The sequence below is a fragment of the Flavobacteriales bacterium genome, assembly GCA_016779995.1.
Taxonomy (GTDB): Bacteria; Bacteroidota; Bacteroidia; order Flavobacteriales; family UBA7312; genus UBA8444.
Genome location: JADHMO010000006.1, coordinates 63,771 through 77,096, shown reverse-complemented (window position 1 = coordinate 77,096; position 13,326 = coordinate 63,771). Strand labels below are relative to the sequence as shown.

Sequence of the window (13,326 nt, the reverse complement as noted above, 5' to 3'; positions counted from 1 at the left end):
CCAAAATGAGTTTGGATTTACACATTTATAATACGCTTAGTCGTCAAAAAGAAGTCTTTACCCCTTTACTTGCTAGTCACGTAGGTATGTACGTCTGTGGACCAACCGTTTATGGCGAACCGCACTTGGGACACGCTAGACCATCTATAACTTTCGACGTTGTCTTTCGCTACCTTCAGCATTTAGGGCTTAAAGTGAGATATGTGCGAAACATTACCGATGCAGGACACTTGGTAGACGATGCCGATGAAGGGGAAGATAAAATTGCTAAAAAAGCACGATTAGAACAACTAGAGCCTATGGAGGTGGTGCAGTTTTATACCATCAAATACCATAAGGCAGTAGAGGCTTTAAATTGTTTGCCTCCTTCTATAGAACCACGAGCAACAGGACATATTATTGAACAAATTGAGATGGTTAAATCCATTCTTAACAACGGCTATGCTTATGAAGTCAATGGCTCGGTTTATTTAGATGTCAACAAATACAATGAGGATTTCCCATATGGGAAACTTTCAGGCAGAAACTTAGAAGATACTTTAGAAAATACAAGAGCTCTAGAAGGACAAAGCGAAAAGAAAAGTCCTGTAGATTTTGCTATATGGAAAAAGGCCTCTCCAGAACACATTATGCGTTGGCCCTCACCTTGGGGAGATGGCTTTCCAGGTTGGCACTTAGAGTGTTCGGCTATGAGCAGCAAATACTTAGGCGATACCTTTGATATTCACGGTGGTGGTATGGACTTAGTCTTTCCACATCACGAAGCAGAAATAGCCCAATCTAACGCTTGTAACAAATGTGACCCCGCAAAATATTGGATGCACAATAATATGATTACCATCAATGGACAAAAGATGGGCAAGTCCTTGGGCAACTTCATCAACCTTGAAGAATTTTTTAGTGGTAGCCACGATTTATTAGAACGTGCCTACCACCCCATGACAGTACGCTTTTTTATTTTACAAGCACACTATCGTAGTCCATTGGACTTTTCAAACGATGCTTTACAGGCTGCCGAAAAAGGCATGAGTAAACTGTTGAATGCCACAACTACATTGCAAAGTCTAAAGGCAAGTGCCGAAAGCACTGTAGATATCAAAGCCTTAGAAGAAAAGTGCTACAAAGCTATGAATGACGATTTCAATACGCCTATTCTTATTGCTCATTTATTTGAAGCCGTACGTATTGTCAATTCAGCAAAAGCAGGTGACGAACAACTTACAAAAGAAGACATACAACAACTCAATCAATTATTTGACACCTTTGTATTCAATATTTTAGGCTTACAAGAAGACCAAGATACCAAAGGCAATGACTTGACCAAAGAGGTAATGAACATCATTCTTCAGCTAAGAGGAAATGCCAAAGCCAATAAAGATTGGACGAGTGCAGACCTTATTCGAGATGAACTGAAAAAGCTAAACATAGAAGTCCGTGACGGAAGTGATGGTAGTTCTTGGGAAGTGAAAAATTAATGCAAATAACGATGAAACAATTACCCCTCTATTTGGTATGCCTTATATTTTTGTGGGCATGTTCTGACAATAAACCCACACAATCTTTAAAAAAGCCAGTAAAAGAAGCTGTTGTAGTACCTGACTTCAATGCCGATAGTGCCTATCTATACATACAACAACAGGTCGATTTTGGCCCTCGTTTTGTGAGCAGTAAAGGTTGGCAACAATGCGGTGATTTTTTGGTAGAAAAGCTAAAAACCTATACCCCTCATGTACAAGAGCAAAACAGCCCCATCAAAACTTACGATGGCAAATCGCATACCTTGAGGAATATCATTGCCTCTTTTAGTCCTGAAAAGAACAACCGAATATTGTTATGTGCCCATTGGGACACACGCCACGTTGCCGATTATGATGTAGAACGACAAAACGAACCTATACTAGGTGCTAACGATGGGGGTAGTGGTGTCGGTGTGCTGATAGAATTGGCGAGGTTATTATCACAACAAGAAAGTCGTATTGGTGTTGACATCATTTTATTCGATGCCGAAGATTATGGCAATCCAAATGGTGATGGTTCAAGTATGACGTCTAGTTGGTGTATCGGCTCTCAGTATTGGGGCAACAACCCACACACTACTGATTATTATGCTCAATACGGTATATTGTTAGATATGGTGGCTGCTAAAGATGCACGTTTTACCCACGAGGGTTTGTCTAGAACTTATGCTCAACGTATCCTTAAAAAGGTATGGTCAGAAGCGCACCGACTAGGCTATGGCAGTTATTTTGTGTACCAACCCACACCACAAATTATTGACGACCATTACTTTGTGAATACACTAGCAAACATTCCTACCATAGACATTATTGAGTACGATAACAATACCGCAACAGGCTTTAATAAGCATTGGCATACCCACGGTGACGATATGGGGAATATCGATAAAAACACCTTAAAAGCTGTTGGTCAAACCGTTACATCTGTTGTTTATAAGGAATAATCTTCACAAGCTTATAAAAGCTTAATCCATAGTAAATTAAAATTTAACGTTTTATTAATGTTGTTGATTAGCAAATCAATCATTTTTTTTTAGCTTTGATATGCTAATCCTTAAGTTATGAAAACAATAAATTACCTACTTCTTGCTATTTTATTTGTTATTGGCTGTCAAAAAGAACCTTTAATAAATGAACCTCAAGCAACTTCAAATCCTTTGAAAAAATTAGAAAACCCCTACTCTTTAGAGGTTATGCAAAAGGCCTATTTACAATTAGCCAGAACCTCTGAGGATAGTGCCTATCAATTAGAACCGACCCACTATTACGTCAAATTCAAACCACAAAATATGCACGAGTTTGAATTGTTATCTGCCGATAGTACCATCGAATTGTTCAATTTTCCACTGGATGTAGAATTTGATGAAAGCCTAATAAACTACCACGATCCAGAGGTGCCAGACGACCAACCCACCTACCAGTACACTGCAGTACCTATCGACTACCTTTTTTCAACAGGTATTGATTATGATATTTTAGACAAATGCTATATTCCCGATGATACCAGAGCCGATGGAGCTAGAAACGATGATTTTTATGCTCGTTTGGAATACCAAGCGTACAAACTGACGAACAACTTAGATGCTGAAGAAAATGATAATACCCGACTAAATTTGGGGCTCCCCTCCAAGCAATACCCTAAGGGCTATATCAGAGTAAATAATACTGAGAAAGGGATAGTTGGTGTAAGGAAGGTAAAAGTGAGAATGCATCGCTTTGTAAAATACAGCTATAAATACACCAATACCAGTGGCTATTACAAAAGCAACAAATGGTTCCGCTACAAACCCCACTATACCGTTATATTTCAAAACCAAAGAGGCTTTAAAGTTTGGGGTAATTGGGCTTTTGCCAACCCAGCAACCTTTTATGCCGGTTGGAAAAGCAAGTACGGCTACTCCAGAACGTTTTACAAAAGCGACACTCATTTTTGGAAGTACGCCACTGTTAACAATGCCGTGGACCGCTATTTTTACCACTGTTGGAACTTAGGAATAAGCTACCCCCCTTCCAATTTAAGAATTTGGATATCTCATATGAGTGATGGATATATGGGCTCTGCTCCGATGTTAAAAAGAACGTATGGATATTATGGATTTACAACCAACTCACAAGTAGCTACATTTTTTTTAAAAATTTTCCCATTAACCATTGGTGTTAATCATCTTGCAAATTTGTTACGTTTTGCACTACCAGATTTAACGTTTGCTTTTAATACATCAATAGAAAGTGACAAATTATACGAATTAGTTTTTCACGAATGTGCTCACGCCAGCCATTGGTCGAGAGTAGGTAGTGCTTATTGGGTAAAGTACATCAACTACATAATAACTTACGGAGCTTATGGAGACGGCACGGGAAAAAATGCCGGTTACTGTGGGGTAGGTGAAATGTGGGGCAACTACATTGGGGCTTTATTAGTAAGAAGCGAATATTACAATTACTATCCTTATAGAGGAACAACAATATCTGGTTATTGGAGTTGGTTTAGAAATAGGCATAAAAATCAAGATTGGTTTAACCCTGGCTTTTTAAAAGACGTGGATAATATTTCGGGCATTAACATTCTTATCCTAAACAGTTGCTTGACTCCTAGCACCAACACTACCGTAAAAATGAAACAACAAATAAAAAACAAAACAACTTATGATACACAAGTGGAAAATGCCTGGAACAATTACTTCGATTGGCAATAAAATAATTCTCTATTTAGTAGTGGTAGCTGTAGTGTGTAACTTGTATGCTTGTGACCTTTTCTCTTGGGATTGTATGGCTACTGGCCATGATGTACTTGTTAAAAATTCTACTAATAATACTTTGATGATTGGATTTCGAGAAAATGAAATTGCAAAGTTTTACCCTATCCACCCATACAGTACTTTTGATTATGCAACTCTTAGCGGATTGTGTGATGACGAAGACTTTGACCCTATTGAGACACTTTTTGAAGATCCAGAGTTAATCTGTCAAGTCAAAATAAAAGACAGCTTAACAATTCAATGGACGCGCGAGGGCTTTAATGAAGGTTCTTCTAACGAACATCATTTTTTTAATTATTATTCTTGGCAAAAGGGCAATACTGACTCAGCCTACATATTTGACTATATTTTATTTGAAATAAAAGAAAGCGACTTTGGTCATATTGATGAATAAACAAAACACATATGAATAAAAAATGTCAATAAATAAATTCTTTTGCTTGATTGTATTGGGCTTACTCTTTTCTAATCTCTCCTTTTCTCAAGGGTACTTACTGCTTAAAAATGAAAAGTCAGGTATAGAAAAGGCTATAAAAGAAGGTAAGCGTATCCACCTTAAAACTACTAATGGCAAAAAAATCAAAGGGCGTTATATAATTCTCAATGATAGTACTATCTTTATCAAAAAAGACACCCTTGCATTATCCCAAATAGTGAAAATTAAACGTGACCCTTTAGCACTCGCCTTTATTCATGGAGCATTCGCTTGCATAGGCGGTGGCCTTATTAGTGGTGGCCTTATTTTGTACCCTATAACAGGTGGAGCTGTTCAGGTAATCTATGTTTACATAGTTCCTGGCGTAAGTTTTGGTGTCGCTGGCCTTTTATCGCCTAATTTCTTAAAGGGTCACCATATAAATAAGCAATGGTGTTTTGAGCTCAATCCAAATCCCAACAAATAAAAAGCCATAGTCGTTTTTTGGATTGCATATTTATACCGACCTTTGTTCCTTTGAAAAACAAACCCTTTATATTTTTTTGATATGGAAATTTTTTTATTCATCGTAGCACACTGGTATTTATCTCTCTTTGCACAATCCTTTTTTCACCATCGCTATTCGGCACATCAAATGTTTACTATGCCTAAATGGGTAGAAAAATTCTTTTTTCTCTTTTCTTTTATCGCTCAAGGCTCCTCCTATATGAGCCCAAAAGTTTACGGTATTTTACACCGACTTCACCACGAACATGCCGATAAAGAAGAAGACCCACATTCGCCATTGTTTTCTAAAAACTTCGTTAGTCTAATGGTAAAAACCTACCATAAATTCGCTGGTATTCAAAGCGGTGCTATCAAAGTCAAAGAAGCCATTACCAAAAATTTACCCGACTGGAAATGGTTCGATAAGATGGCAGGTTCTTTATTGGTTAAAGTCCTTTGGTCTTTATTCTACATTTGGTTTTACTACACTTTCGCTACAGCTTGGTGGATGTATTTATTTATACCCATGCACATCGTAATGGGACCTATTCACGGAACTATTGTCAATTGGTTTGCTCATAAGTTTGGATACACCAACTACGAGGTCGATGATACCTCCAAAAACCTTATGCCATTTGATATTTTTATGCTTGGTGAAGGCTATCACAACAACCATCACGCTGAAGGTGGCATGGCTAATTTTGCTAGAAAATGGTATGAGATTGACCCCATTTACCCCATTATGAGAATTATGGACTGGGTTGGACTGATACGCATTAATCCGGTAGCATTACGCAGCTAATCGTCACAACCTTCAGGAGCAATTTCTAAAGAATAAATTTCAAGTACCTCGCCATTCATTTTGGCAGTAATAATCACTTGAACAGGCAAGCCCATTTCTGGCACTAGCTCAGAATAGTATTCGTCCATACCCCAAAGGTCTTCTCCTACAAAGCGAACAGCCACATTTTCTTCATCTTCAAAAAAATGCTGACCTTCACTCATCGTCCACCAACCCTCCATACTAACCAATGGTTGGTCTTGTGCGCAAGAGAGTAAAGAAATACAGAAAAAAACCGATAAGATTAAGCGTTTCATTTTACAAAAATAAGCATAATCTCGTATCTTGCAGCAAAACAATTCCATTATGGCACAAGTCAAAAAACTGTTTCTTATTGATGCCTTTGCGCTAATCTATCGTTCTTACTTTGCATTCAGCAAAAATCCTCGCATCAACTCCAAAGGTCTTGAAACGTCTGCCGTACTTGGCTTTATAAATAGTTTAGTAGAAGTCATTAAAAAAGAAAACCCTACTCATATAGCTGTTGTTTTTGACACCCCCACCGCTACGGTTAGGCATGAAGAATACAGCGAATACAAAGCCAATAGAGAGGCTATGCCTGAGGGTATATCCGTAGCGTTACCCTACATCGACCAGTTACTTGAGGCCTTTAATATCTCTAAACTATACGCCGATGGCTACGAAGCGGATGATGTGATAGGAACATTAGCTAAAAAAGCCGAAAAGCAAGGTTTTATAACCTACATGATGACGCCTGATAAAGATTTTGCTCAGTTGGTTTCAGAAAATATATTGCTCTATCGACCCGGCAACAAATGGAAACCTACCGAAACGTGGGGCGTACAAGAAGTGCTTAACAAGTTTGAAATACAAGACGTTTCTCAAGTCATTGATTTCTTAGGTATGATGGGCGATGCCGTAGATAACATTCCAGGCTTACCGGGTGTTGGTGAGAAAACTGCTAAAAAGCTATTGGCCGAGTATGGCAATATGGAAGGCTTATTGGAAAATGCTCATCTAGTCAAAGGTAAATTGGGAGAAAAGATACAAGCCCATAAAGAACAAGGTATTTTATCCAAACGATTAGCCACCATTTTATTAGATGCTCCAGTAGAAATTGATGAAACCGCTTTAGCCGTCAAAAAATTCGATACCGAAAAAGTACAAGCCCTTTTCGAAGAATTAGAATTCAGAAATCTCGCTAAACGCCTTTTGGGTCAAAGTGAAATACCAGAGAAGGTGGAAAAAAGCGACAGCGATACCATTCAAAAAACAAACACTAATGATGGGCAAATGGATTTATTTGCCATAGGGGTTGATGACACTCCTCCTGCCCCGTCCTTTCAAACAATTGAAGACCTAAAAACCAACTACACTTTAGTAGAAAATAGTGAACAAAGGGCTGCTCTATTAGAACAGCTATTACAACAACAATCGGTGTGTTTTGACACAGAAACTACTGGCTTAAATCCTCTTAAAGCGGATATTATTGGCATGTCATTTTCTTATCGAAAAAATGAAGCCTATTACGTTCACATAGCAGAAGGTCAAGAACAAGCAATAGTCAATGAGTTTAAAGACTTTTTTGAACATACAGAAATAGAGAAAGTTGCCCAAAATTTAAAGTACGATTATAAGATTCTCGCTAAATACGGTGTGCACATCAAAGCTCCTATTTTTGATACCATGTTAGCACATTACTTGCTAGAGCCTGACCAACGACACAACATGGACGTATTGGCACAAAATTATCTCAACTATTCGCCCATTTCTATAGAGACTTTAATAGGAAAGAAAGGAAAAAACCAGCTCAGTATGCGTCAAGCACCTTTAGAACAGCTTTGCCCATACGCCTGTGAAGATGCTGACATTACTTTTCAGTTAAAAGAAATTTTTCACAGAAAATTAGAGGGTAGCAAAACCTTTGAGGTGTTTAAGAAAATAGAAATGCCTTTAATTCCAGTGCTATCAGCTATGGAAATGGAAGGCATTAAAATTGATATCGATGCATTAGCAGACTTCTCAAAGGAGTTGGATCAAAAAATTGTTGAGTTAAACGATAATGTACAACAATTAGCGGGGACACCCTTTAATTTAGCCTCGCCCAAGCAGTTGGGACAAATCCTCTTTGAGCATATGAAATTAGTGGATAAGCCCAAGAAAACAAAGACTGGACAGTATTCTACTTCAGAAGATACACTACTAAAGCTGAAAGGTAAACATGCCATTATTGACGATATTTTAGAGTTCCGTCAGTTACAAAAGCTAAAATCTACCTATGTCGATGCCTTGCCAGAGTTGGCAGATGCCGATACACACCGTATTCACACGACTTATCAACAGGCAGTAGCTGCTACGGGTCGATTAAGTTCGGTAAACCCCAACTTACAAAACATACCAATAAGAAGTGAAAAAGGTCGAGAAGTGCGCAAAGCCTTTGTCCCTAGAAGTGAAGACTTTACCTTATTGGCTGCCGATTACTCTCAAATTGAATTACGTCTTATGGCTCACCTTTCGCAAGATGAGGGTATGTTGTCCGCTTTTCAAAATGGAGAAGATATACACGCCGCCACGGCAGCTAAAGTATATCAGGTCGAATTAGAAAAAGTATCTAGAGAACAGCGTTCACACGCTAAAATGGTCAACTTTGGTATTATTTATGGCATATCGGCATTTGGCTTAGCTCAACGTTTGGGTATTAATAGAGGTCAGGCTAAAGAAATTATTGACAATTACTTCATGCAATACCCCAAAGTAAAAGACTATATGGATTTAAGCATTGAACAAGCCCGAGAAAAAGGCTTTGTAGAAACCATAATGGGAAGAAAGCGAATGCTGAATGATATCAACTCCAGAAACGCCGTAGTAAGAGGCTATGCTGAACGTAATGCCATTAATGCTCCTATACAAGGCTCAGCAGCAGATATTATTAAAATGGCAATGATACACGTCCATGAAGCTTTTAAAGGACAAGACTTTAAGTCTAAGATGTTGTTACAAGTGCACGATGAATTGGTATTTGACGTACATAAAAGCGAAATAGATATTCTCAAAAGCCTAATTAAGGATAAGATGGAACAAGCCGTCTCATTAAGCGTTCCTTTGGATGTGGAAGTAGGACAAGGTCTTAATTGGCTAGAAGCCCATTAAGATTTTATTTCTTGTTTTTATAAATAGAGTACAACACCAAAAGTGCTGCAACACCAATAAAACTACTTTGACCCATAGAGCCGATAGCTTTAGAAATATTACCTACTACATTCCAACCAAATAAAGGTTCGCCAATGATAAGTTGAACGGTAATACCCAAGCACAAGATAACTATAGAAAAGGATGTTAGTTCGCTAGCTAAGCCCTTTATTCTTTCTAATAAATCTTTCATTCTGTCCGTATTTAAAGATTAAAGTTAAAAAAAGCCCGTCAATATGACGAGCTTTTTTAATTTATTTATAGGTCATCTTATTTCTTTAGTAAAGAAAATAAAATCAAGATAGCTAAAAATCCAGCAAATCCAGAACCAGCTAAAGAACCTAATACGTTAGTTACGTTCTCAATAACTGTTACTCCGAACATCGCGCCAGAGCCAAAAAGAATTTCAACAGCTACACCTAAACCTAATAAGGTAAGAACTAATGCAGTTAAACCCGTAAAAAAATCACCGAAGTATTTAAATACTTTATCCATTTTTTAAAAAATTTGATTAATAATGGCAACAAACATATAAGGCTGAATGATATATGTCAAGTTATTTGATACACAAGTGTCAAAATGAAAGAAATAAGTAAAAAAAAGGTTTTTTTGACACCTCTTTTTAGATAATCATCTGATTTACAGTTGCTTACAATATTGATTGTCCTTAAATTTTTATAGTAATATTTTTCATTACTAACAGTGCAATGTTTAAAAACTTAGGGTATTTTAATAAATTGATTTACAGTTAATTACATCTAAATAGATGCTGTTTTTGTATCAAAATAAGCAAAAATTACAAATCACGTACAGAATACAGTACATCTTTGTGTTTGGAACAAGTATTTAGGAAATCAACATACTTTTGGGCAACTATCTCGGCAGAAGCTAGTTCACCCTCTTCTTTGTAAGATATGAAACGGTCAACTTCAGGAAAGTCTGTTATATCGGCTTCTCTTATCTCCTCCTGCATCGCAGTATCTACAATACCAGGGGCAACAGAATATATTTTAAACTTAGGGTATTCTAATTGCAGAACTTGAGACAACATATCCAAAGCAGCTTTTGAGGCACAATAGGTGCTCCAAGAATGTATGGGGTGTTTGCCTGCTCCAGAACTTATGTTCAGAACAATGCACTCCGATTTACTATTTTCAAAGCAAGAAATAAACTGATTACATAATATACTTGGCGCAGAAATATTCAAAAAGAAATTTTCAGAAATTTCTTCTTCTTCATGTAAATTAAGTGGTTTTATAGGGCCTATTGAACCTGCATTATTGATAAGGACCACTTTACCGGCATTAAAAGAATGGGGTTTGAATATTTTATCTGTCCAAGGCTGGGATAAGTCAATGTAGTGGTGTTGGTATCTATCGTGTTGTATGGTTCTTGATCGGGCAATACCTATGACCATATTATTGGTGTTTTCTAATAATAATTCCGCTATTGCCTCACCTATTCCACTACTCGCTCCCGTTATATAAAATACGTCCATTATAATTGGTTTAATGCTTGTTCAAGATCCGATTTTAAATCTTCAATGTCTTCGACACCGACACTAAGTCTGATAAGAGAATCTACAACGCCTGTTTTTTCTCTTTCTTCTTTTGGAATAGCCGCATGAGTCATACTCGCTGGGTGACCACACAAGGATTCTACACCACCTAAAGACTCCGCTAAAGTAAAATAATGAGTAGAGGATACCACTTTAAAGGCATCTTCTAATCGGTTGCCAACTAGTGAAAAGGACAACATACCTCCAAAATCTTTCATTTGTTTCTTGGCAATTTCATGGTTGGGGTGGCTTTCAAATCCGGGCCAATAGACCTTATCTACTTTAGGGTGAGCTGCTAGAAAGTGAGCAATAGCTTTTCCATTTTCACAATGACGTTGTATTCTAAGATGTAAGGTTTTTATCCCTCTTAAAACAAGGAAACTATCCATAGGCCCTGGCACAGCACCACAACTGTTTTGTATGAAGTAGAGACGCTCGGCTAGAGCATCGTCATTAAGCATTAAGGCACCCATTACCACGTCAGAATGACCGCCTAAATACTTGGTAACTGAATGCATAACAATGTCAGCCCCCATGTCTATAGGATTTTGAAGATATGGCGAAGCAAAGGTATTATCTACACCCAACAAAATACTGTGAGCTTTGGCAACTTTGGCAACGGCTTCTATGTCAATGATATTTAGCATAGGGTTGGTTGGAGTTTCCACCCAAATGAGCTTGGTCTTATCGTTGATATAGTCAGCTATTTTATCGGCATTTTCCATGCCAATGAAATGAAATTTAATACCATAGTTTTCAAATATCTTAGTAAAGATACGGTATGTGCCACCATATAAATCGTTGGTAGATACCACTTCATCACCAGGATTTAGCAGTTTTATTACGGCATCAATAGCTGCCAGACCACTACCAAAACATAGACCGTACTTGGCATTTTCAAGAGCTGCCAAATTATTTTCCAAAGCGGCTCGGGTAGGGTTTCCTGTTCTAGAATATTCAAAGCCTTGATGATTGCCAGGACTAGCCTGAACATAGGTCGAGGTTTGATAAATAGGAGTCATTATTGCTCCTGTAGATGGGTCAGGCTCTAATCCTGCATGAATAACTTTGGTGTTGAACTTCATTTATTGTATAAAATTTATGTCGCTAAGTTACACAATTAGACACAAAAAAAAGAGGGGAAATACCCCTCTTTTTTATAATACTGTGTTTAATCTAATTTATTGAATACAGATTTTTCGGCTTTTTACCATACCATTAGCATAACGTTTCAACTCAACATAAACCCCTTTCTTTAGTTGGCTAGTAAGTTGATGTTTTTTTCCTAAAACATCAAAATATTCAGTAGATATTAAGTGCGTATTTAATTTATTCCATGAATCATTGACATCTGTATTGGATTGCCCGTCAACATTAAAATAGAACCATGGTGAAGCATAAAAATAAATTGGCGCACCAAAAGGATCACCCGCCACATTATATTCTCCTGCTTCAAAAGAAATCAAAATATTTTGGTTGCCATCGGATAAACTACCATCATAAGTATGTGAATTGAAAAATCGGATTTTATAGCAATCCCCATTAGTTAGCGTAAATTGACTATTACCATTGCCACTACAAATGGAATCTCCATTTGAATTTTTAATCTGATAACTTAGATTATTATGACCAATAATGTGTATATCTGATGTCGTTGATGTAGGATTTATGACTTCTGCTGGTATCGTTACCCTAATAGTGTCATCAAACGCCTGAGTGTCGTCAGGATAATGACAAACTAGGGTTATTTCATCGTTAGGTGATACATCTATGGGGTCTAATATGGGGCTATCGTATTTGTTAATTGAACCATCTGAATTTGGATTTACGTTTTGAGTGGATACAAAAGTTCCATTTCTAAATACCTCAACTTGATAAATAGTATCAATAGCAGAAATATTGAACCAATCATCTGAGTTAGGGTCTGGCTCTGCAGCATCTAATAAGTCGTTATGCATCAATAACAATTCAGGCTCATAATAATATAAACCATCACTGCTACACAATGTACTAGAGGAAGCTGGAGTAGCTTTAAGAAGACTAATATTCTCCGTTAAATCAATACCCATGCAATTGTAATACAATATGTTTGCCGAAATTTCAGAATCTGGGTAGGTATATCCTATTGATTTATTGAGTGTTCTGTTTGGGCAAATCCAATAACATGTTGGTCCTCCGGCTACAGGATATTCTGGCCATTGTTCTTGAATATTTACAACAGGATACTCTATGCCGAGTTCATCAACATAATCACTAAGCACGAAATCCAGTTCTGGTTCATAATCAATATGAAACATTCTTAACGTATTATCACCATCAGGACCATGAGTTTGCCATAAGTCAGAACCTATTTCTTTAGCCCAATACTCACATGAACCACAACCTATGAAAGAAAAATCTATCATAACTATATAACCAGAATCAAGATAAGTGAACAAATTATGAGTCACTCCTGACAGGTCAGTAAAGGTTTTATCTTGAGCTTCATTTACTTGAGCGCTGAGACGTGATGAGAAAATAAAGCCTAGTAAGAATACCGCTTTAAATAGTGTTTTAAGACTTTTCATTTCATTTATGAT

At 37.3% G+C, this 13,326-nt stretch carries 13 protein-coding genes; 7 read left to right on the top strand and 6 right to left on the bottom strand.

Annotated features, from left to right (window positions below):
* The first annotated feature begins 5 nt into the window (after positions 1-5).
* The 6 genes from ISP71_05540 (at position 6) to ISP71_05515 (ending at position 6,000) form a co-directional block, all read left to right on the top strand.
* On the top strand, positions 6-1,475 hold the full coding sequence (locus ISP71_05540; GenBank protein MBL6663552.1) for a cysteine--tRNA ligase: 1,470 nt from the start codon (positions 6-8) through the stop codon (positions 1,473-1,475).
* Between the two features lie 11 nt (positions 1,476-1,486).
* Entirely contained in the window at positions 1,487-2,461 is a 975-nt protein-coding gene (locus ISP71_05535; GenBank protein ID MBL6663551.1) for a M28 family peptidase, read from the top strand.
* 117 nt (positions 2,462-2,578) lie between these two features.
* A complete protein-coding gene (locus tag ISP71_05530) occupies positions 2,579-4,213 on the top strand; it encodes a hypothetical protein (protein ID MBL6663550.1) in 1,635 nt (544 codons plus the stop codon).
* Positions 4,164-4,670, top strand: a complete 507-nt coding sequence (locus ISP71_05525; protein ID MBL6663549.1) for a hypothetical protein — start codon at positions 4,164-4,166, stop codon at positions 4,668-4,670. Before ISP71_05530 ends, ISP71_05525 begins: the two co-directional genes overlap by 50 nt.
* Before the next feature lie 22 nt (positions 4,671-4,692).
* Positions 4,693-5,178, top strand: coding sequence for a hypothetical protein (locus ISP71_05520; GenBank protein MBL6663548.1), 486 nt, complete (start codon positions 4,693-4,695; stop codon positions 5,176-5,178).
* 81 nt (positions 5,179-5,259) lie between these two features.
* The gene (locus ISP71_05515) at positions 5,260-6,000 is read left to right on the top strand and encodes an acyl-CoA desaturase (protein ID MBL6663547.1); all 741 of its coding nucleotides are present in this window, start codon (positions 5,260-5,262) and stop codon (positions 5,998-6,000) included.
* Here the strand turns inward: ISP71_05515 and ISP71_05510 are convergent.
* Entirely contained in the window at positions 5,997-6,296 is a 300-nt protein-coding gene (locus ISP71_05510) for a hypothetical protein (GenBank protein MBL6663546.1), read from the bottom strand. The genes ISP71_05515 and ISP71_05510 overlap by 4 nt on opposite strands.
* A gap of 49 nt (positions 6,297-6,345) precedes the next feature.
* On the opposite strand from ISP71_05510, the gene polA reads away from it, so the two are divergent.
* Positions 6,346-9,150 carry a DNA polymerase I gene (gene polA, locus ISP71_05505; protein MBL6663545.1) on the top strand — a complete coding sequence of 935 codons (2,805 nt, stop codon included), beginning with the start codon at positions 6,346-6,348 and terminating at the stop codon, positions 9,148-9,150.
* 4 nt (positions 9,151-9,154) lie between these two features.
* Here polA and ISP71_05500 read toward each other — a convergent pair whose 3' ends face one another.
* The 5 genes from ISP71_05500 to ISP71_05480 form a co-directional block, all read right to left on the bottom strand.
* Entirely contained in the window at positions 9,155-9,382 is a 228-nt protein-coding gene (locus ISP71_05500; protein ID MBL6663544.1) for a hypothetical protein, read from the bottom strand.
* A gap of 77 nt (positions 9,383-9,459) precedes the next feature.
* Positions 9,460-9,684: a hypothetical protein gene (locus ISP71_05495; GenBank protein ID MBL6663543.1), complete on the bottom strand. Its 225-nt coding sequence runs from the start codon at positions 9,682-9,684 to the stop codon at positions 9,460-9,462.
* Between the two features lie 301 nt (positions 9,685-9,985).
* Entirely contained in the window at positions 9,986-10,687 is a 702-nt protein-coding gene (locus ISP71_05490; protein MBL6663542.1) for an SDR family NAD(P)-dependent oxidoreductase, read from the bottom strand.
* Positions 10,687-11,832, bottom strand: coding sequence for a cystathionine gamma-synthase (locus ISP71_05485; GenBank protein MBL6663541.1), 1,146 nt, complete (start codon positions 11,830-11,832; stop codon positions 10,687-10,689). Before ISP71_05485 ends, ISP71_05490 begins: the two co-directional genes overlap by 1 nt.
* A 96-nt stretch (positions 11,833-11,928) precedes the next feature.
* A complete protein-coding gene (locus tag ISP71_05480) occupies positions 11,929-13,314 on the bottom strand; it encodes a hypothetical protein (protein MBL6663540.1) in 1,386 nt (461 codons plus the stop codon).
* Positions 13,315-13,326: the final 12 nt, after the last annotated feature.